At 62.3% G+C, this 20,022-nt stretch carries 18 protein-coding genes; 5 read left to right on the forward strand and 13 right to left on the reverse strand.

Annotated elements, in window-relative coordinates:
• Window positions 1-34: 34 nt before the first annotated feature.
• Window positions 35-1,084, reverse strand: coding sequence for a dipeptidase (locus tag NT26_RS13745; protein ID WP_052639516.1), 1,050 nt, complete (start codon window positions 1,082-1,084; stop codon window positions 35-37).
• A gap of 112 nt (window positions 1,085-1,196) precedes the next feature.
• A complete protein-coding gene (locus NT26_RS13750; protein WP_052639517.1) occupies window positions 1,197-2,117 on the reverse strand; it encodes a LysR family transcriptional regulator in 921 nt (306 codons plus the stop codon).
• 99 nt (window positions 2,118-2,216) lie between these two features.
• Here NT26_RS13750 and NT26_RS13755 point away from each other — a divergent pair, with 99 nt between their 5' ends.
• A complete protein-coding gene (locus NT26_RS13755) occupies window positions 2,217-3,404 on the forward strand; it encodes an acyl-CoA dehydrogenase (protein WP_052639518.1) in 1,188 nt (395 codons plus the stop codon).
• A gap of 232 nt (window positions 3,405-3,636) precedes the next feature.
• Entirely contained in the window at window positions 3,637-5,073 is a 1,437-nt protein-coding gene (locus NT26_RS13760) for an NAD-dependent succinate-semialdehyde dehydrogenase (protein ID WP_052642189.1), read from the forward strand.
• 63 nt (window positions 5,074-5,136) lie between these two features.
• Here NT26_RS13760 and NT26_RS13765 read toward each other — a convergent pair whose 3' ends face one another.
• From NT26_RS13765 to NT26_RS13815, 11 genes are all read right to left on the reverse strand, one after another.
• Entirely contained in the window at window positions 5,137-6,159 is a 1,023-nt protein-coding gene (locus tag NT26_RS13765) for a sulfate/molybdate ABC transporter ATP-binding protein (RefSeq protein ID WP_052639519.1), read from the reverse strand.
• Window positions 6,156-7,052 (reverse strand): sulfate ABC transporter permease subunit CysW, encoded by an 897-nt coding sequence (gene cysW, locus NT26_RS13770; protein WP_052639520.1) that lies wholly within the window; start codon window positions 7,050-7,052, stop codon window positions 6,156-6,158. Before cysW ends, NT26_RS13765 begins: the two co-directional genes overlap by 4 nt.
• Before the next feature lie 2 nt (window positions 7,053-7,054).
• Window positions 7,055-7,876 (reverse strand): sulfate ABC transporter permease subunit CysT, encoded by an 822-nt coding sequence (gene cysT, locus NT26_RS13775; RefSeq protein ID WP_052639521.1) that lies wholly within the window; start codon window positions 7,874-7,876, stop codon window positions 7,055-7,057.
• Window positions 7,877-7,950: 74 nt separating this feature from the next.
• Window positions 7,951-8,937: a thiosulfate ABC transporter substrate-binding protein CysP gene (cysP, locus tag NT26_RS13780; protein ID WP_052639522.1), complete on the reverse strand. Its 987-nt coding sequence runs from the start codon at window positions 8,935-8,937 to the stop codon at window positions 7,951-7,953.
• A gap of 164 nt (window positions 8,938-9,101) precedes the next feature.
• Window positions 9,102-10,163: an enoyl-CoA hydratase/isomerase family protein gene (locus NT26_RS13785; protein ID WP_052639523.1), complete on the reverse strand. Its 1,062-nt coding sequence runs from the start codon at window positions 10,161-10,163 to the stop codon at window positions 9,102-9,104.
• Between the two features lie 16 nt (window positions 10,164-10,179).
• A complete protein-coding gene (locus NT26_RS13790) occupies window positions 10,180-11,775 on the reverse strand; it encodes a GMC family oxidoreductase (RefSeq protein ID WP_052639524.1) in 1,596 nt (531 codons plus the stop codon).
• Between the two features lie 99 nt (window positions 11,776-11,874).
• Entirely contained in the window at window positions 11,875-12,882 is a 1,008-nt protein-coding gene (locus tag NT26_RS13795; RefSeq protein WP_052639525.1) for a branched-chain amino acid ABC transporter permease, read from the reverse strand.
• Window positions 12,875-13,762 (reverse strand): branched-chain amino acid ABC transporter permease, encoded by an 888-nt coding sequence (locus NT26_RS13800; RefSeq protein ID WP_052639526.1) that lies wholly within the window; start codon window positions 13,760-13,762, stop codon window positions 12,875-12,877. Before NT26_RS13800 ends, NT26_RS13795 begins: the two co-directional genes overlap by 8 nt.
• A 2-nt stretch (window positions 13,763-13,764) precedes the next feature.
• Entirely contained in the window at window positions 13,765-14,466 is a 702-nt protein-coding gene (locus tag NT26_RS13805; RefSeq protein ID WP_052639527.1) for an ABC transporter ATP-binding protein, read from the reverse strand.
• Window position 14,467: 1 nt separating this feature from the next.
• Window positions 14,468-15,250, reverse strand: a complete 783-nt coding sequence (locus NT26_RS13810) for an ABC transporter ATP-binding protein (RefSeq protein WP_052639528.1) — start codon at window positions 15,248-15,250, stop codon at window positions 14,468-14,470.
• A gap of 6 nt (window positions 15,251-15,256) precedes the next feature.
• Window positions 15,257-16,462 carry an ABC transporter substrate-binding protein gene (locus NT26_RS13815; RefSeq protein ID WP_052639529.1) on the reverse strand — a complete coding sequence of 402 codons (1,206 nt, stop codon included), beginning with the start codon at window positions 16,460-16,462 and terminating at the stop codon, window positions 15,257-15,259.
• Window positions 16,463-16,634: 172 nt separating this feature from the next.
• Between NT26_RS13815 and NT26_RS13820 the strand changes: the two genes are divergently transcribed.
• The 3 genes from NT26_RS13820 to NT26_RS13830 all read left to right on the forward strand — a co-directional run bounded on the left by NT26_RS13820 (window position 16,635) and on the right by NT26_RS13830 (window position 19,977).
• The gene (locus NT26_RS13820; RefSeq protein WP_052639530.1) at window positions 16,635-17,585 is read left to right on the forward strand and encodes a LysR family transcriptional regulator; all 951 of its coding nucleotides are present in this window, start codon (window positions 16,635-16,637) and stop codon (window positions 17,583-17,585) included.
• A gap of 144 nt (window positions 17,586-17,729) precedes the next feature.
• On the forward strand, window positions 17,730-19,646 hold the full coding sequence (locus NT26_RS13825) for a hybrid sensor histidine kinase/response regulator (protein WP_425287711.1): 1,917 nt from the start codon (window positions 17,730-17,732) through the stop codon (window positions 19,644-19,646).
• A 55-nt stretch (window positions 19,647-19,701) separates the two neighbouring features.
• On the forward strand, window positions 19,702-19,977 hold the full coding sequence (locus NT26_RS13830; protein ID WP_052639532.1) for a BON domain-containing protein: 276 nt from the start codon (window positions 19,702-19,704) through the stop codon (window positions 19,975-19,977).
• Window positions 19,978-20,022: the final 45 nt, after the last annotated feature.

A 20,022-nucleotide genomic window follows, 5' to 3' on the forward strand; every position in this document is an offset into this window, starting at 1 on the left:
CTGTTGATCAGTTGCTTTTCCGGCAGTCGGCCCGCTATTCGCGCCAGGCCGACGCCAGGATCCTGAGCCAGTTCTCCCGGCAAATCTTCTTCAAATCGTCGTCACCGTATCCCGCGCCCCGGAGGGCCGCAACCAGATTTTGAGTGCCTCCGGCATCCCCTATGGCCGCTGGAATCGTGGCCCCGTCGAAGTCAGATCCGAGGGTGACATGCTCGATTCCCATGCGCTCCACCAGGTAGTCCACATGACGGACTATGTCCGAAATCGGGGTATCGGCACTGTCGCGTGCATCGGGCCGCAACATGGTAACGGCGTAGTTCAACCCCACGATACCCTTCGTCTCCCGGATGGCATCGAGCTGCCGGTCGGTCAGGTTGCGGGCGACGGGTGTCAGGGCATGCGCATTCGAATGGCTGGCGACCAGCGGCTGGTCAGTGGTCTTTGCGACGTCCCAGAAGCCCTGTTCGGTTATGTGCGCAAGGTCAACGAGAATGCCCATCCGGTTACAGGCGCGCACCAGCTCGAAGCCCGCCTCGGTGAGCCCCGGCCCCGCGTCCGGCGACCTCGGGTAGGAGAACGGAACACCGTGGCCGAAGATATTGTTGCGGCTCCAGACCGGTCCCAGCGACCGCAGCCCCGCCGCATAGAAGACCTCCAAATTGTCGAGATCGGCATCGATCGGCTCGCAACCCTCCATGTGAAGAACGGATGCAAACACCCCGTCTGCCATCGCCTGGCGGATGTCCGCCGTAGAGCGACAGATGCGCCACGCCCCTGCCCTTTCCAGCCGTAGCGCTATTGCCGTCTTTTCGAGAGCGATCTCGAGCGAGGGTTCGAGCACTAGCGGCGCGGCCAGCGGCGTGTCGTAGTGGCCGGATGCGTCCGGCTCCTTGAGGATCAGGTCGCCGGACGGGATGTAGATGGCGCAGAAGCCACCTGCGAGCCCACCCGCTCTGGCGCGCGGGGAATCGATATGTCCGTTCGTCACCCCGCCGATATACTCGGCAATCGGATCACCGCCCGCCTTCATCGTTCGCCAGAGCCGCAAGAGCACGTCGTTGTGGCCGTCGAACACGAGTTCCATGGAATGTCCTGAGAAGCTTGAAAGGGGAGTCGGATGCGGATGTCTCGCCAATCCTATCCAGCACGCCTATGGCCGCAAGCCCAATTTCGTGATCCTGAACAGCTGAGCAATGCTACCAGGCGATCACCTCGCCACCGCGATAGCGTTCCACCTCTTCCAGAAGCCAGGAGCGGAAGGCGACCACGGGACGGAAGTCCGTCTTGGTGAGGGGCGCAACTGCGTAATAGGCGCTCGGGCTGCGTACCTGATGCGGATAGGCCTGCACCAGTTGGCCTGTTGCAAGTTCGGAATCGATCAGGAAGAGCGGCATCAGAGCGACGCCCAGTCCGGCCGCACAGGCCTGCGCGACGCTGCCAAACTGTTCGAACCGCATGCCTTGGGCAGGTCCGCCGGCAATGCCCATGCTCTGGAACCAGTGAGCCCAGGCACCGGGCCGAGAAGCCATGTGCAACAGCGGCAGGCTCAGGATATCTTCCGGACGCGTGATCGGATGCTCCGCAAGGAAGGCGGGGCTGCAGATCGGCGCAACCATTTCCTCCATCAGAAAGGTACAGTCGGCGCCCGGCCAGTCGGGCTGGCCGATATGGATCGCCATGTCGATGCCGTCCCGATCGAAGTCGAAGACACCGATGCGGGTGGCGAAGTTCAGCGTGATCTCCGGATGGCGGGCGACGAAGCCTGGAATGCGGGGCATCAGCCATCGTGTGCCGAAGGTCGGGAGGATCGCGAGGTTCAGGGTGTCGCTATGCCGTTTTGTCATGGCCTGCAGCGAGGCAGACCGTATCTGCGACAAGGCGGCACCGACCGATTTCGCGTATTCCGCCCCCGCCGATGTCAGCACGACGCCGCGGCTCGTTCGCTCGAAGAGAAGGATTCCCAGCAGGTCTTCGAGCCCGGAAACCTGCCGGCTGATCGCCCCCTGCGTCAGCGCGAGCTCCTCCGCGGCCGCCGAAAAGCTGCGCAGGCGCGCAACGGATTCGAATGCCGCAAGCGCAGCAGTGGAGGGAAGCAGTCGTCGACTGAGGCTGGTCATGTTCCGGTATTACTATCAGTCATGGGAGAATGAGTAAACGCGCCTTGCCGTGTCTAAGGCGCTGACCGATAATCCGGCAACAACAATTGGAGGTTCACCGTGAGCGGACGCGCAGCATTTTCCTGGGAAGACCCCTTCCTTCTCGACGACCAGTTGACCGATGAAGAGCGCATGATCCGCGACGCGGCCGCCGCCTTCGGCAAGTCGGAGCTTCTGCCTCGCATCCAGGACGCCTATCTCAATGAAACGACCGAGCCGGAACTCTTCCGCCTGATGGGCCAGGCCGGACTTCTGGGTGTGACGCTTCCGGAGAAATATGGCGCGGCCGATGCAAGCTACGTCGCCTACGGGCTGGTTGCGCGCGAAGTCGAGCGTATCGACAGCGGCTACCGTTCGATGATGAGCGTCCAGTCCTCGCTGGTGATCTATCCGATTTACGCCTATGGCTCCGAGGAGCAGAAGGACAAGTACCTGCCCGGGCTGGTCTCCGGCGAACTGATCGGCTGCTTCGGACTGACGGAGCCGGATGCTGGCTCCGATCCCGGCGGCATGAAGACCCGCGCCGAGAAGATCAACGGCGGCTATCGCCTGCGCGGCTCCAAGATGTGGATCTCAAACGCGCCGATCGCGGATGTCTTCGTCGTCTGGGCAAAATCGGAAGCTCATAACAATGAGATCCGCGGCTTCGTGCTCGAAAAGGGCATGAAGGGCCTGTCGGCGCCGAAGATCGGCGGCAAGCTGTCGCTGCGTGCCTCGATCACCGGCGAGATCGTCATGGAGGGCGTGGAAGTTGGTGAAGATGCACTGCTTCCCAATGTCTCCGGACTTAAAGGGCCTTTTGGCTGCCTCAACCGCGCCCGCTACGGCATCTCCTGGGGCGTCATGGGTGCGGCGGAAGACTGCTGGTTCCGCGCCCGCCAGTATGGCCTCGACCGCAAGCAGTTCGGCAAGCCGCTCGCCGGCACCCAGCTCTACCAGAAGAAGCTAGCCGACATGCAGACCGAGATCGCCCTCGGCCTGCAGGCATCGCTCCGCGTCGGCCGCCTGATGGACGAGAAGAAGATGGCGCCGGAAATGATCTCGATCGTCAAGCGCAACAATTGCGGCAAGGCGCTCGACATCGCCCGCCAGGCGCGCGACATGCATGGCGGCAATGGCATCCAGATCGAGTATCACGTCATGCGCCACGCGCAGAACCTCGAGACGGTTAACACCTATGAGGGCACGCATGACGTCCATGCCCTGATCCTCGGCCGTGCCCAGACCGGCATCCAGGCATTCTTCTGATACACTGAACCTATGCCGGCGGCCGCTTTCCGCCGGCATAGGCCGCCGGTGTCGTCGGGGGCCTTGGATCGATCTGCAGGAAGGCCTATGTGAGGGAAGCGGAAAGAGCGATCTTGCCGCTATTCACGCCATTTCCCGGGGCTCCTCCGGCGTCCAGCCAGCAGGTTCTGCCGCCGGCATGTCCGTTCCGGCACCACCGGCTCCGGTCTTCCAGATCACGAAGGTTTACGCGATGCACTCCTATCCCGACGTTCAGCTCTTTATCGATGGCACCTGGCGCGACGCCGCCGGCGGCGAGACCATTCCTGTTTCGGATCCGGCTACGGAAGAGGTGATCGGCAAGATTGCACATGCCCGTCAGGCAGATCTCGACCTGGCGCTTGACGCAGCTGAACGCGGCTTCAAGACCTGGCGGGAAACCTCTCCTCTCGAGCGTTCGAAGATCATGCGCAAGGCCGCCCAGTTGCTGCGCGAACGCGTCGGCTACGTCTCCTGGCTGATGACCCGCGAACAGGGCAAGCCGCTGGCACAGTCCAAGGCCGAGATCCTCGGCGCGGCCGACACGATCGACTGGTTCGCCGAAGAGGGCCGTCGCACCTACGGGCAGGTCATCCCGTCGCGCTTCAGCGGCGTATCGCAGATGACGGTGAAGCTCCCCGTCGGCCCCGTTGCCGCCTTCACGCCTTGGAACTTCCCGATCAACCAGATCGTCCGCAAGCTCTCCGCAGCGCTGTGCACGGGCTGCTCCATCATCGTCAAGGCGCCCGAGGAAACTCCCGCCTCTCCGGCGGAACTGATCCGCGTCTTCGTTGACGCCGGTGTGCCGGCGGGCGTCGTGAACCTGGTCTATGGCATTCCGTCCGAAATCTCTGAGTACCTGATCCCGCATCCGGTCATCCGCAAGATTTCCTTCACCGGTTCCACTCCGGTGGGTAAGCACCTGGCAGCCCTGGCCGGCAAGCACATGAAGCGCGCCACGATGGAACTCGGCGGCCATGCCCCGGCGATCATCTTCGACGATGCCGATCTGGAAAAGGCAATTGAGGTGACCGCGGCCGCGAAGTACCGCAATGCAGGCCAGGTCTGCGTCGCACCCACCCGCTTCCTGGTGCAGGACGGTATCGCCGATCGCTTCCTCGAAGGTTTCGTGAAGGCGTCCCAGGCGATCAAGGTGGGCAACGGGCTGCAAGAAGGCGTGACCATGGGGCCGCTTGCGAACGAGCGCCGCATCCCCGCGATGGAGGAGATGATTCACGACGCCATTTCCCACGGAGCGGAGTTGAAGAGCGGCGGCAAGCGCATCGGCAACAAGGGACATTTCTTCGAGCCGACCGTGCTCGCAGACGTGCCGACTTCGGCCAAGATGATGAACGACGAGCCGTTCGGTCCGCTCGCCATCATCAACCGCTTCTCGTCGGTTGAGGACGCGCTCGAGGAAGCGAACCGCCTGCCCTTCGGGCTCGCCTCCTACGCCTTCACGGGTTCCGTGAAGACGGCGCACGCGCTGAGCCGCAACATGGAGGCCGGTATGCTGACCATCAACCACAACGGACTGTCGATCCCGGAAGTGCCCTTCGGCGGCATCAAGGATTCCGGATACGGCACGGAAGGCGGCTCCGAAGCAGTCGAGGCCTACCTGGAGACCCGTTTCGTCACCCAGATGAACTGAGGCGTCCTCGCGCTATGTAAAAAAGCCGGCGGATCGATCCGCCGGCCTTTTTACGTATCTCGCCTACTCGGCAGCAAACACCTGTGCCCGCCGCAGCGTCACGAAACCCTGCTCGCCCGCTCGGATCGCCAGTTCCGGCTCCACGTCGAACTCCATATGTTCACCGTCCACCGTGATCGCCATGACGCGACGTCCGCCGGGCCGATCGAGGACACGCGTGATGGTCGCAGCGATACCGGGCCCCGTAGGTGACCAATCGAGATCACCGGGACGCGCATAGACCTCTGCCGCGCCATCTTCCACGCCACGAGCAGGCACCGAAGCGCCTCCCGAATAGGCGACGCCGCCGCGCACCTCCGCCGAAAACCGGTTGGCGTCACCGAGGAAGCGGGTCACAAAGGCAGACTTCGGATCGCGGCAAACGGTCTCCGGTGTTCCCTCCTGCACGATCGTCCCCTCGTTCAGGATCACCACCCGGTCCGCAAGGTCGAGCGCCTCTTCCTGATCGTGGGTCACGAAGAGCGTGGTAATCCCGAGTTCGTCGTGGATCTCTCGCAGCCAGCGCCGCAGATCGCGGCGAACGGCGGCATCGAGTGCGCCGAAGGGTTCATCGAGCAGCAGCACTTTCGGATCAACGGCAAGGGCCCGGGCCAGGGCGACACGCTGACGCTGCCCGCCGGAAATCTGTGCCGGGAACCGTTCCCCCAGACCCTCCAGCCGCACGAGCCGCAACAGATCCTCGACGCGCTGGGCGATCACCGCCTTCTCGCGCTTGACCTTCGAGACCTTCATCCCGAAGGCGATGTTCTCCGCCACGGTCATGTGCGGGAAGAGCGCATAGTGCTGGAAGACGAAACCGACGCCGCGCTCGCGCACCGGAATGTCCGTCGCGTCCTGCTCCCCGAAATAGATGTGCCCGCCATCGGCGTATTCGAGCCCGGCGACCATGCGCAGGATCGTCGTCTTGCCGGAACCCGAGGGTCCGAGCAGGGCGACCAGTTCACCGCTCTCAATGTCCAGCGAGACGTCCCGGACGGCGCGGAAGGTATCAAAAGTTTTGACGACGTGCTCGAGGCGGATCTTCATGGCTTTGGCTCCACGGCAGGCACAACCGGCGCAGACAAGGCGGGACGACGAACACGTCCCGCACCCTGCCGCTCCAGCGCGACCTTGGCGATGATGGTGAATACGGCGATGACCGCCAGTATGGAGGCCGAGGCGAAGGCGCCGGCCGCCTGGTAGTCATGGTAGAGCAGCTCGATGTGCAGCGGCAGGGTGTTCGTCTGGCCGCGGATATTTCCGGACACGACGGACACGGCGCCGAACTCACCCATCACGCGGGCATTGCAGAGCACCACCCCGTAGAGCAGGGCCCACTTGATGTTCGGAAGCGTGACGGAAAAGAAGGTTCGCCAGCCCGATGCCCCGAGCGAGGTCGCAGCTTCCTCGAGGTCCCGCCCCTGCGCCTGCATCAGCGGGATAAGTTCACGCGCCACGAAGGGTGCGGTGACGAACATGGAGGCAAGCACGATGCCAGGCAGCGCGAACAGCACCTTCACATCGTAGGCGTCGAACAGTGGCCCGAGATAACCCTGCAAACCGTAGACGAAAAGATAGGCGACACCGGCGACGATCGGCGAAATCGAGAATGGGATTTCGATCACCACCAGCAGGAAACGGCGACCAGGGAAATCGAACTTGGTGATCGCCCAGGCTGCGGCCACCCCGAAGATCGTATTGATCGGGACGGCGATCAACGCGGTTACCACCGTCAGGAAAATGGCGTGGCGTGTGTCGGGATGAACGAGGGTCGAGGCATAGACGCGCCAGCCTTCCGAGAAGGCCTCGAACCCGATGACGATGAGCGGGGCCAGGATCAGTAGCGCGCCGATGATCAGTACGAGTGCGATCAGGGACCGGCGGAATAGTGGCTGGTCGCCGACGCGCGGCGGCTTGCGGCCGGGATGGGCGGCAGACATCTTCAGTTCCTCACGGTGTAGCGCAAGGCCCGCGCCTGCAGCAGGTTGGTAATCGCCAGCATTGCAAAGGCCGTGAAGAGCAGGACGGAGGCGATGGCGGCGGCGGCCTGGTAGTCGTATTCCTCCAGGCGGATGAAGACGAGAAGAGCCGTGATCTCCGTCGACATGGGCTGGTTGCCGGCGATGAAGATGATGGCACCGAACTCGCCCAGCGAGCGCGCGAAGGAGAGCGACAGCCCGGCCAGGAGTGCCGGCTTCAGCAGGGGAAAGATCACCTTGCAGAAGATCGTCCAGTCCGAGCCGCCCAGTGATTGCCCTGCCTCTTCCAGCGCCGGATCGAGATCCTCCAGCACCGGCTGCACCGTCCGCACGATGAAGGGCAGCGACGTGAAGCACATGGCGATCATGATGCCGAGCGGCGTATAGGCGACTTTGATTCCCAGGTCGGAAAGGAACGAGCCGAACCAGCCGTTACTGGCAAACAGCGCGGTCAGCGAAATTCCCGCAACGGCGGTGGGCAAGGCGAAAGGGAGGTCGACCATGGCATCGACGAGCCGCCAGCCGGGGAAGCGGTAGCGGGTCAGGACCCAGGCCAACGCCAGACCGAAGACCAGGTTGAACGCCGTCGCGCCCAGTGCAGTGAGCACCGTCACGCGGTAGCTTGCCACCGCCCGCGGCGACGAGATGATCGACCAGTAATCGGCAGGACCAAGGCTGGCCGCCTTGAAGATCAGTGCCGTGAGGGGCAGCACCACGATCAGGCCGACATAGAAGAGCGTGACGCCGAGCGAAAGTGACAGTCCCGGCAGGACATTGCGTCTCAAGCGTATTCCCCTGTTCTTGGAATGCGAAACCCGACGGTCTCTCGACCGCCGGGAGGGTCGTCCTGGGAGACGGATCAGCGGCTGCCGTACAGCGTGTCGAGCGTGGCGCCGGAGGCGAAGTGCTCCTCCTGAATCTTGCTCCAGCCACCGAAGACATCATCGACGTTGACGAGACGGATATCCGGGAACTGGTCCTTGAATTCGGCGGAAACCGTTTCGTTGTGGACACGGTGACCGAATTCGGCGGCAATCCGCTGCCCTTCTTCCGTATAGAGGAAGTCGAGATAGCTCTTTGCGAGATTGCGGGAGCCACGCTTGTCCACCACCTTGTCGACAATCGCCACCGGGAACTCCGCAAGCAGGCTGACGGACGGCACGACCGCGTCGAACTTGTCTTCGCCATACTGCTTGGCGATAGCGCGGGTCTCGGCCTCGAACGTGATGATCACATCGCCGATCTCGCGCTCGACGAATGTGGTCGTTGCGGCGCGGCCGCCAGTGTCGAAGACCGGGACGTTGTCGAAAATTTTGCTGATGAACTCTTCGACCTTCTCCTCGTCTCCACCGAAGGCTTCCTTCGCGTAAGCGGTTGCCGCGAGATAGGTGTAGCGGGCATTGCCCGAGGTCTTCGGGTTCGGGAAGATCACCTGCACGTCGTCGCGCGCCAGGTCGTTCCAGTCCTTGATGTTCTTCGGGTTGCCCTCGCGCACCAGGAAGGACGGGAAGGAGTAGAAGGGAGAGGCGCTATTTGGGAAATCCTGCTGCCAGTCATCCGAAACGAAGCCCTGCTTCACCAGGAAGTCGATGTCCGTGACCTGGTTGAAGGTGACGACATCCGCTTCCAGGCCCTCGACGATTGCACGCGCCTGCTTCGACGTACCGGCATGCGACTGGTCGATGGTGACGCCGGGATTTTGCTTCACAAAGGCTTCGTTCTCCGCCGCAAAAATTTCGCGGGCAATATCATAGGACGCATTGAGGAGGGTGTTCGGCGACTGCGCAAAGGCCGGCGCGGCAAACAGGGCGGCGAGAGCAGTGCCAAGGACGAGGAGGCGGTTCATGGAGGTCTCCGGAATTCGTTGATGCCCGGAAGGTACCGATTGATCCTTGCGACTGCGAGGAACCGGCGCCCCACGCCGCAGCGCGCATGGGAATTCTGTTCCTTTTATCGGTAGCCGCACGACAGATTCTCCCACCGCCAGGAGAGAAGCCCACTTTGGGGTACTCAGAGGCGATGGTCGGGAAACAGGCTGCCGTGCTTGCCGCCGAGATAGGCGTCGATGCTCTCCGCCTGCACCTCATCGAGGCTTGCAGGCGACCACTGCGGGTTGCGGTCCTTGTCGATGATTGCCGCACGCACCCCTTCATAGAAGTCGTGATTGCGCAGAATCTCCACGCCCGCGCTGAACTCCCGTTCGAGACATTCCACGAGCCCCGAGCTCTGCCGCCCCGCGCGCAGCAGGCGCAATGTCAGCATTAGGCTGGTCGGAGAACGCTTGAGCATGGTGTCGCGGGTGGTGGCGGCGAACTCCCCACCCTCATCGGCGAGTGCTTCAAGGATGTCTTCGACACGGTCGAAGCCAAAGCAGCGATCGATCACAGACCGGTTCTTCTCGAGTGCGCTCTCCCCCGGAGGGAGTGTGAAGCGAGCGATCGTCGCTTCGACATTTCCGTCCTCTGCCTCTCCAGCCAACGCCCCGATCGCTTCCACAAGCGCATCCAGTTGATCGGACGGTACAAGCACGTCGGCAAGTCCCGCGTAGATCGCACCGGCTGCGTCGACTTCGATGCCGGTGAGCCCCATCCAGGTTCCCACTTCACCGGGAGCCTGCGGCAGGAGCCAGGTGGCACCCACATCCGGGAAATAGCCGATGCCGGTCTCGGGCATGGCGAGCCGCGTCCGCTCGGTCACGATGCGATGACGGCCATGCGCCGAAAGCCCGACACCGCCCCCCATTGTGATGCCGTCCATCAGAACGACATACGGTTTGGGATAGTGCGAAATGGCATAATTGAGCGGAAATTCCTCCCGCCAGAATCGGGTCGCCTCCGGATCTCTCGCCTTTCCCATGTCGTAGAGCACGCGAATGTCGCCGCCGGCACAGAGACCTCGCTCGCCTTCTCCCGTCAGGATGACCGCCTTGATGGACGCATCGTCCAGATACTGCTCCATCGCCTCGCGGATCGCGCGAACCATTGGCAGGTTGAGGCTGTTCAGCGCCTTCGGCCGATTGAGCCGGATCACCGCCGCCGATCCCACCCTGTCGAGAATGACTTCGTCGCTCATCGCCCTGCCTCCCTGTTCATTGATTGTCGGCCAGAATCATCTCCGCCGCCTTCTCGGCGATCATGATAGTCGGGGAATTGGTGTTGCCGGAAACGATATTCGGCATGATCGACGCATCCGCTACGCGCAGCCGTCCGAGCACTCGCAGCCTCAGGCGCGGATCGACAACGCTGTCGGGATCGGCTCCCATGCGCACGGTGCCGACCGGGTGAAAGATGGTTGTTCCGATATCGCCCGCCGCCTTTTCAAGATCGGCGTCGCTGTCGTAGCTGGGCCCCGGCTTGTACTCCTCCGGATGGTACCGCGCGAAGGATGGCATCCGGACGATCTCGCGCGTGAGCCGGATCGCCTTGACGGCGACCTCGCGGTCGGCCGCTGACGACAGGTAGTTTGGCCTGATCGCCGGCGTTGCAGCAAAATCGCTGCTCTTCACGTGAACCGAGCCACGGCTTTCCGGCCTGAGGTTGCACACGCTCGCAGTCATGGCCGGGAACCCATGCACAGGGTCGCCGAACTTGTCGAGCGAGACCGGCTGGATGTGGTACTGCAGGTCGGGCATCTCCTTGTCCGGGCCTGACCGCGTGAATATCCCAAGCTGGCTCGGCGCCATGGACATCGGCCCTGAGCGGCGGAAGGCGTATTCGAGACCGATCGCCGCCTTGCCGATAAGGCGGGATGCCTTTTCGTTGAGCGTCGGGACGCCTGTCACCTTGTAGACCATGCGCAGCTGCAGGTGATCCTGCAGGTTCTCGCCAACACCCTTCACCTCCTTGACGACTTCGACGCCCGCCTGCTGCAGCACGTCGCCGCGGCCGATGCCGGAGAGTTCGAGGATCTGCGGCGAGCCGATGGAACCGGCACTCAGGATGGTTTCGCGGGAGGCGAAGGCTCGCTTTGCAACTCCGCCATGCTGGAATTCGATGCCCTTCACCTCGCCGCCCTCGACGATCAGGCGCCGTGCATGGGCCTTGGTCAGGACAGTCAGGTTGCGCCTTCCCTTGGCCGGGCGAAGGAAGGCCTTGGAGGTGTTCCAGCGTATCCCCGACCGCTGATTCACGTCGAAATATCCGGAACCTTCGTTGGAGCCGCGGTTGAAGTCTTCGGTGATCGGGATGCCGGCCTCCTCGGCCGCCTTCTGGAACGCATCGAGCACCGCCCAGCGCACCCGCGACTTCTCCACCCGCCATTCACCGCCAGCGCCGTGGAGGTCGTCGGCGCCACGGTAATGGTCCTCCGATTTCTTGAAATAGGGCAGCACATCGTCCCACCCCCAGCCTTCGCAACCCAGCTGACGCCAGAGGTCATAATCTCGCGCCTGACCGCGCATGTAGATCATGCCGTTGATGGATGAGCAGCCGCCCAGCAGCTTGCCGCGCGGATAGGAGAGCGAGCGGCCGTTCAGCCCCTCTTCCTTCTCGGTGGTGAAGCACCAGTCGGTGCGCGGGTTGTTGATGCAGTAAAGATAGCCGACCGGAATATGAACCCAGTGATAATTGTCGGTGCCCCCTGCTTCCAAGAGCAGCACACGGTTGCGGCTGTCAGCCGACAGCCGATTGGCGAGCACGCATCCGGCGCTTCCTGCCCCCACGACGATGTAGTCGTACTGTTCCATGCCACGTCTCCAAAGGCTCGCCGTCACCACAGGCGGAGCCTGCAGTCCAGTGGCCTCGATTTTGTGCGATGGACGCGCGCCCAGGCGCGTCCGGTCCGCCTACTGCCTGTGTTCGAACCCGAGCCTGCGACCGAGCCGCGAGGCGTAGAACTCGCCGATGATGCCGCGACGGAAGACGAGCACGCAGACCATGAAGACGACGCCGGTGATGATCGTGACCGGGAAATCGGAGGTAGCCAGATAGTTCTGTAGCGTCACCACCAGACCAGCACCGAAGATCGGTCCGATCAGGGTGCCGATCCCCCCAAGCAGAGTCATCAGGATCACCTCGCCCGACATCTGCCAGGTCACGTCCGTCAGCGTCGCGAACTGGAAGACGAGCGACTTCACACCGCCGGCGAGGCCGGCGAGCGCTGCCGACATGACGAAGGCGCCGAGCTTGTAGTGTGCGACGGAGTAGCCGAGCGACGTCGCCCGTGCCTCGTTCTCGCGGATCGACTTCAGGATCATGCCGAAGGGCGAGTTGACGAAGCGCCATATGACGGCGAGGCCGATGACGAAGACGGCCAGCACGAAGTAGTACATGTTCGTCGCCACATTGAGATCAATGAAGCCGAAGAGATGTCCGCGCGGCACCTGCTGGATGCCGTCCTCGCCGCGTGTGAACTCTGCCTGAAGGCAGAAGAAGAAGAACATCTGCGACAAGGCCAGCGTGATCATCGCGAAATAGATGCCCTGGCGGCGGATGGCGACGAAGCCCATGACGAGGCCGAGCACGGCCGCGCCCGCCACGCCGAGCAGTACGCCAAGCTCCGGCGTCCAGCCCCATTCCTTCACCGCATGCGCGGTGAAATAGGCTGCACCCCCGAAAAAGGTGGCATGCCCGAAGGACAGAAGCCCCGTATAGCCGAGCAGCAGATTGAAGGCGCAGGCAAAGAGGGCGAAGCAGAGGAGCTTCATCAGGAAGATCGGATAGAAGAACATCGGCGCGACCAGCAGGAAGGCAAGTCCCGCCAGAAGGAACGCCGCGTATGTGAACGATACCGTCGGGGCCTTTTCGCTCCGGATGCCGGTTGTTGTGTCGGTGGTATGGCTCATGTCACGCATCCCGTCCGAAGAGGCCTGCCGGCCTGATGAGCAGCACGATCGCCATGATGACGAAGATGACGATGTTGGAGGCTTCGGGATAGAAGACCTTGGTCAGTCCCTCTGCAATGCCGAGCATATAGCCCGTGATGATGGCGCCCATGATCGAGCCCATGCCACCGACGACGACGACGGCGAAGACGACGATGATGATGTTCGTACCCATCAGCGGCGAGACCTGGTAGATCGGAGCCGCAAGCACGCCGGCAAAGGCCGCCAGTGCCGCTCCGAGCCCATAGGTGAAGGTCAGGAGCAAGGGCACGTTAACGCCGAAGGCCTGCACGAGCACCGGATTTTCGGTTGCAGCCCGGAGATAGGAACCGAGCTTGGTCTTCTCGATCAGCAGCCATGTGGCGATGCAGGCGACAAGAGAGATGACCACGACCCAGCCGCGATAGATCGGCAGGAACATGAAGCCGAGATTGGTGCCGCCGGCCAAGGCTGCGGGAACCGAATAGGGTTGTCCGGCCGCGCCGTAAAGGTAGCGGAAGGTTCCCTCGATCGTAAGCGCCAGTCCGAAGGTGAAGAGCAGGCCGTAGAGATGGTCTAGCTTGTAGAGCCGGCTCAGCATTGTCCGCTCGATGGCGGCACCCACAACTCCTACGATGACAGGCGCAACGAAGAGAGCGATCCAGTAGTTGATGCCGAAATACTGCAGGAGGAGCAGCGCCACGAAGGCACCCAGCATGTACTGCGCCCCGTGAGCGAAATTGATCACCCGCAATAGGCCGAAGATCACCGCCAGCCCGAGGCTGAGAAGGGCATAGAAGGAGCCGTTGATCAGTCCGATGAGCAACTGCCCGAGAAATGCCTGGATCGGGATCCCGAAGATCATCGTCATGGTTAAACCCCCAGAACCTTGTGAAGCATGTCCATCCGCTCGGGCAGTTCGCCGACGGGGAAGTCGGCCACCATCTGGCCATGCTCCATGAGATAGAAACGATCGGCGACGCGGCTGGCAAAGCGGAAGTTCTGCTCCACCAGAAGCACGGTCATGCCCCGTTCCTTGAGTTTCTTCAGAACCTCGCCGATCCTCTGGACGATGACGGGCGCGAGGCCCTCCGTCGGCTCGTCAAGGACCAGCAACCGGACACCGGTGCGAAGAATGCGGGCGATCGCCAACATCTGCTGTTCACCGCCGGAAAGCTTCGTGCCCGGGCTCGTCCGCCGCTCGAGGAGGTTGGGGAAGAGTTCGTAGATCTCGTCGAGCCCCATGCCGGTACCGGCGACGACCGGCGGCAGCATGAGGTTCTCCTCGACCGTCAGCGTCGCGAATATTCCCCGCTCCTCCGGCACGAAGCCAATCCCCGCATGAGCCGTGCGATGGAGCGGCACCTCCATCATGTCCCGGCCGTCGAAAAGGATCTGGCCCTTGCGCTCGCGAACGATGCCCATGATCGTCCTCAGTGTCGTCGTCTTGCCGACGCCGTTGCGGCCGAGAATGGTGACCATCTCACCTTCGCCGACCGTCATGTCGACGCCGTGCAGGACATGGCTCTCTCCGTACCAGGCATTGAGGCCGGAAACCTGAAGCAGCGGTTTCATGTCAGGCCTCCTCGGTGCCCATGTAGGCGGTGCGAACCCGCGGGTCCTGGCTGACGGTCGCATAATCGCCTTCGGCAAGGATCTCGCCGCGCTGCAGGACGGTCACGTGATGGCAGATATCGGCGACGACTGAAAGATTGTGTTCGACCATCAGCACGGCGCGCTCCTTGGCGACGTTGCGGATAATGCTGGAAACGGTGCCGATGTCCTCCTGCCCCATGCCGGCCATGGGCTCGTCGAGCAGCAGGACCTTGGGATCGAGCGCCAATGTGGTGGCGATTTCGAGCACGCGCTTGCGGCCATAGGATAGATCTGCCGCGACCGTGTTGCGGGCGTCAGCCAGCCCAACCGCCGCAAGGAGCTCCTCGGCGCGCTGGTTCAGGCGATCGAGCGACGACATCGGCAGCCAGAATTGCGTTGCCAGATTGTTGGGCCGCTGCAGCGCCACCCGCACGTTATCCAGCACCGTCAGGTGCGGAAAGACCGCCGAAATCTGGAACGAGCGCACCAGCCCCATGCGCGCCACCTTGTCAGGCGCGGTGTTGGTAATGTCCGTTCCCAGCAGGTTGATCGTGCCGGCCGAAGGCTGGAGGAATTTGGTGAGAAGGTTGAAGACCGTGGTCTTGCCGGCACCGTTCGGCCCGATCAGCGCGTGCACGCGAGCGTGATGGACATCGAGATCGACATCCTTCACCGCCGCGAAAGCCCCGAACACCTTGGTGAGGCCGCGGGCGGAAAGCACCACCCGCGGCTCCTCATGCGTCTGAACCGCATTAATTGCCATGACGGCTTACTTCACCAGTTCGCAGCCGCTCTTGGCGGGGTCGATATAGGCTTCGTCGCCCGGGATCGTCGACAGAACACTGAAGTAGTCCCACGGCTCGTCGCTTTCGCCCGGCTTCTTGACCTGGAGCAGATACATGTCATGGATCATACGGCCATTGGCTCCGACCTTGCCGTTACGAGCGAAGAAGTCATCGACCGGCATCTCGTGAAGAGCCTTGGCAACCGCTTCAGTCTCATCCGTTCCAGCCTTCTCGATGGCCTTCAGATACTGCATCACGGAGGAATAGGTGCCTGCATGGACCATGTTCGGCATCTTGCCTGTCCGCTCGAAGAAGCGCTTGCCGAACTCGCGGCTCTGGTCATCGAGGTTCCAGTAATAGCCTTCCGTCAGCGTCAGCCCCTGCGCTGCCTCGACGCCGAGACCATGAACTTCCGCCAACGTAAACAACAGGGCCGCGAGGTTCTGACCACCCGCAGTGATGCCGAACTCGGCAGCCTGCTTGATCGCGTTGGCGGTATCGAGACCGGCATTGGCGAGGCCGATGACCTTGGCACCGGAGGACTGCGCCTGCAGCAGGAATGACGAGAAGTCATTCGTGGCGAGCGGATGACGAACGGCACCGACCACGTTTCCGCCAGCCGACTTCACGAAAGTACCCGTCTGCTCTTCAAGCGAGTAGCCGAAGGCATAGTCCGCCGTCAGGAAGAACCAGCTGTCGCCGCCCTGCTTCACGAGCGCGCCACCGGTGCCGACGGCGAGTGCGTGCGTGTCATAGGCCCAATGGAAGCCGTACGGGCTGCACTGCTTTCCGGTCAGGTCCGTCGTCGCGGCACCCGTGACCATGTTGATCTTCTTCTTTTCCTTGCTCAGCGCCTGTACTGCGAGCGCAACCGACGATGTCGTCAGCTCCATGATCGCATCGACCTGCTCCGTGTCATACCACTGGCGAGCAATGTTGGACGCGATGTCGGGCTTGTTCTGGTGGTCGGCATCGACCAGCTCGACCGGAACGTCCAGCACCTTCCCACCGAAATCCTCGATTGCCATCTTCGCGGCTTCGACAGACGACTTGCCGCCGAAGTCGGCATAGACGCCGGACTGGTCGTTCAGGATGCCGATCTTGACCTTGCCGTCCGAGGCGCTTTGCGCCAGTGCGGCGGTGCTACCCGCCAGCAGGATTGCGAGCGACGTGACGATGTTCTTCCGCATGATGTTCTCCTCCCAGAGAAAGCCAGATTGTGAATCTGTTCAATTTTGGAAGATCGCCCTCCTCAAGGCGACCCTTACCGCGACGCATCGTTCCGGAATTCGGTGATTGACGCAAGGCGATATGAGCATCTAATTGCAAACAAGGTCTGTGCATTTTTGAACAGAAGAGACAATGTCAGCCAATCCGAGCTTTACCTGGGACGACTTGCAGTACTTCCTGGCGGTTGCCAGGACAGGCCAGCTATCCACCGCTGCCCGTCACCTGCGAACGAGCCACGCGACCGTTTCACGACGGATCGACAGGCTGGAATTCGTGCTGAAGGTGAAGCTCTTCGAGCGCAATCCGCGCGGCTATGTGCTGACGACCGTCGGCCAGCGCTTCGTCGAAACCGCAGAGAAGATCGAGGCCGAGACCGATCGGCTTCAGGCGGATGTCGCCGCCGGCGCGATGATCCAGCGCGGCGTCATCCGGTTGAGCGCGCCGGAAGGCTTTGCCAACTTCTTCTTTTCGCAGCAGATGGGAGCCTTCTTCGAACACCATCCGAATATCTCGCTGGAACTGGTGACAATCCAGCAGATCATGTCGCTCTCCCGCAAGGAGGCAGACATCGCCGTTACGCTCGACCCGCCAAAGGCCGGCCCCTATCGCACCGAGAAGATCACCGACTACACGCTGAACGTCTATGCCTCGCGCGACTATCTCGCCCAGGCGGCCCCGATTCGCGAACGTGACGATCTCCTGGCGCATCCGTTCATCGGCTATATCCAGGACATGATCTTTGCGCCGGGCCTGGATTACCTCGGCGACGTCCATCCGGGAATCAGGCCGCAGTTCCAGAGCTCCAGCATCTTCGCACAGCTCACTGCAACGAAGAACGGCCTCGGCCTTTGCGTGCTGCCCCATTTCATCGCCCGTCGGCAGCCGGATCTCCAGATCGTCCTGCCGCAGGAGATCACGCTCACTCGCAACTACTGGCTCGCCTGCCACCGCGACCTCAGCAACGTGCCGAGAGTGCGGTCCGTGTCGGACTTCATCTACGCTGCGGTGCGGGCAAGCCAGGATGCTTTCCTGCGTCCCCCATCAGGAGCGGGCAGTCGGACCTTCCAACAGGAGCTCAATTAGACGCAACGCGACCTGAAACAGGCGCCTGTGCAGACTGTCCGTCTTCGAACTGGAACCGCAGCCAGCACTTGACGTTTGTCATTCCTGATCGATTTAAGGCCGAATCTGAGGGGGAAACAGATTTCAATGCCACATGAGTTACCCGTGACCGCGATTCAGGACGAGCGTTATCGCCTCCTCGTCGACGCGATCACTGACTACGCCATCTACATGCTGGACCCCGAGGGGCGGATAAGCAGCTGGAACCCCGGGGCGGAACGATTTAAGGGCTATCGTGAACCGGAGGTCCTCGGGCATCACTTTTCGCGGTTCTACACGCCGGAGGACAGGGCGCGCGGTCTTCCGGCGACAGCATTGCATCGTGCGCAGACGGAAGGCCGCTTCGAGAACGAAGGATGGCGGGTAAGGAAAGACGGAAGCCGTTTCTGGGCACACGTCATCATCGACCCCATCTGGAGTCCCTCAGGCAGCCTCCTCGGCTTTGCGAAGATCACTCGGGACCTGACGGAGCGGCGACAGGCGGAACTGGAGCTGAAATCCAGCGAGCAGAAGTTTCAGCTGCTGGTGCAGGCCGTCAGTGACTATGCGATCTACATGCTCGATCCGACGGGCCACATCACCAACTGGAACTCCGGCGCGCAACGCATAAAGGGCTACAGCGCCGACGAAATTATCGGCTCCCACTTCTCACGCTTCTATACCGACGAAGACCGGGCTTCCGGCTTGCCTGAATTCGGCCTGGAAACGGCGCGGCGGGAGGGCCGGTTCGAGAAGGAAGGAACCCGGGTTCGCAAGGACGGCTCGCGGTTTCTCGCCCACGTGACCATCGACGCCATCCGCGACGAAACGGGGGAACTGCTCGGCTTTGCGAAAGTCACCCACGACATCACCGAGAAGGTCGAGGCCCAGAACGCGCTGAACAGAGCGCGGGAGGAGCTGTTCCAGGCCCAGAAGATGGAGGCGATCGGACAACTGACCGGCGGCATCGCCCATGACTTCAACAACCTGCTCATGGCAATCCTCGGCAGCCTCGAGATCCTCAAGAAACGGCTTCCAGACGACCCGTCGATGATGCCTCTCCTCGACAATGCGATTCAGGGCGCCGACCGGGGCGTCGCGCTGATCCAGCGCATGCTCGCCTATTCGAGAAGACAGGATCTGGATCTGGCGGCGGTGGACATCCCTTCGGTCGTGGCCGGCATGATGGAGTTCGTGCAGCGATCCGTCGGCGCGGCAATCCAGATCCAGACGGATTTCGAAGAAGGACTTCCCGCCGTCCTGACTGACGCGGTCCAGCTGGAAACCGCTCTCCTGAACCTTATCGTCAACGCCCGCGATGCCACGCCAAATGGTGGCACCATCACGATAGGCGCTACTCGAATGCAGGCTCAAGCGGATCTCTCCGAGCCCCGAACCCCCGGACTTCTTCGCCTCTCCGTCAGCGATACCGGCGAGGGCATGGACGAGGAGACGCTGGAGCGGGCGGCCACGCCCTTCTTCACGACAAAGGGCGTCGGCAAGGGGACCGGCCTTGGCCTCTCCATGGTTCAGGGGCTTGTCGAGCAGTCCGGGGGCAAGCTGCTTATCGAGAGCCGCAAGGGCGAAGGAACGACTATCTCGCTCCTCCTCCCGCTGGCGCACCCGACCGCATCCTCCCAGCCTTCTCTGGAAGCAACACCCAGGCAGGCATTGCCTGAGTTGCCGGCCTCTCTGAAGATACTTGCTGTCGATGACGATGCTCTGGTCCTCATGAACACGACGCTGATGCTGGAGGATCTCGGGCATCAGGTCGTCGAGGCGTTCAACGGCGCTCAGGCTCTCGAGGTTCTGGAAAAGGGCGAGAGGTTCGATCTCGTGCTCACCGATCACTCCATGCCCAAGATGACGGGTGCTGAGCTGGCGGGCCGCATCCATGAGCGCTGGCCGAGCCTTCCGGTCGTTCTCGCGACCGGCTATGCTGAACTCCCCTCGGGAGAAGGCGGAAAGCTCCCCAAACTCTCCAAGCCGTTTTCCCAGAGCCAGTTGGCCGAGATACTCGCCTTGGCACTGCCGGGGCGCTGAACAAAACGGTATAGCCATGCGTTGATCCGGGGTTTCAATCCGGAGAAAAACGATCATGGTCTTCAAGCATCAAAGCTTCCACGAACATCCACCAACGGTAGAGAACGAGTTTCCTCCGGCAGCTGCCTTGGAAAGTGCCGTCTCCGATGCGCTCGCCGCGGCTGGCGGCATCGACGCGACCGGCGTGCACGTTGTCGCGGAAGGTTCCACGATCATGTTGACAGGATCAGTCATGTCCGAGGCCGAAGTCGCCCGCGCAGAGCAGATCGCCCGAAGCGTCGCTGGCGTCAGCAATGTGCGCAATGACATCAAGTCCGGCAGGATTGCCTGATCGAGCAACGGTGTGGCGGAGGTTGCCAACCACCGCCTCTGCCTG

The sequence above is a fragment of the Pseudorhizobium banfieldiae genome (genome assembly GCF_000967425.1).
GTDB classification, from domain to species: Bacteria; Pseudomonadota; Alphaproteobacteria; order Rhizobiales; family Rhizobiaceae; genus Neorhizobium; species Neorhizobium banfieldiae.

Coding starts and splice junctions, on each gene's coding strand:
- NT26_RS13745 (WP_052639516.1), bottom strand. CDS start 1,084: ATGGAACTCGTGTTCGACGGCCACAACGACGTGCTCTTGCGGCTCTGG.
- NT26_RS13750 (WP_052639517.1), bottom strand. CDS start 2,117: ATGACCAGCCTCAGTCGACGACTGCTTCCCTCCACTGCTGCGCTTGCG.
- NT26_RS13760 (WP_052642189.1), top strand. CDS start 3,637: ATGCACTCCTATCCCGACGTTCAGCTCTTTATCGATGGCACCTGGCGC.
- NT26_RS13765 (WP_052639519.1), bottom strand. CDS start 6,159: ATGAAGATCCGCCTCGAGCACGTCGTCAAAACTTTTGATACCTTCCGC.
- cysW (WP_052639520.1), bottom strand. CDS start 7,052: ATGTCTGCCGCCCATCCCGGCCGCAAGCCGCCGCGCGTCGGCGACCAG.
- cysP (WP_052639522.1), bottom strand. CDS start 8,937: ATGAACCGCCTCCTCGTCCTTGGCACTGCTCTCGCCGCCCTGTTTGCC.
- NT26_RS13785 (WP_052639523.1), bottom strand. CDS start 10,163: ATGAGCGACGAAGTCATTCTCGACAGGGTGGGATCGGCGGCGGTGATC.
- NT26_RS13790 (WP_052639524.1), bottom strand. CDS start 11,775: ATGGAACAGTACGACTACATCGTCGTGGGGGCAGGAAGCGCCGGATGC.
- NT26_RS13795 (WP_052639525.1), bottom strand. CDS start 12,882: ATGCGTGACATGAGCCATACCACCGACACAACAACCGGCATCCGGAGC.
- NT26_RS13800 (WP_052639526.1), bottom strand. CDS start 13,762: ATGACGATGATCTTCGGGATCCCGATCCAGGCATTTCTCGGGCAGTTG.
- NT26_RS13805 (WP_052639527.1), bottom strand. CDS start 14,466: ATGAAACCGCTGCTTCAGGTTTCCGGCCTCAATGCCTGGTACGGAGAG.
- NT26_RS13810 (WP_052639528.1), bottom strand. CDS start 15,250: ATGGCAATTAATGCGGTTCAGACGCATGAGGAGCCGCGGGTGGTGCTT.
- NT26_RS13815 (WP_052639529.1), bottom strand. CDS start 16,462: ATGCGGAAGAACATCGTCACGTCGCTCGCAATCCTGCTGGCGGGTAGC.
- NT26_RS13820 (WP_052639530.1), top strand. CDS start 16,635: ATGTCAGCCAATCCGAGCTTTACCTGGGACGACTTGCAGTACTTCCTG.
- NT26_RS13830 (WP_052639532.1), top strand. CDS start 19,702: ATGGTCTTCAAGCATCAAAGCTTCCACGAACATCCACCAACGGTAGAG.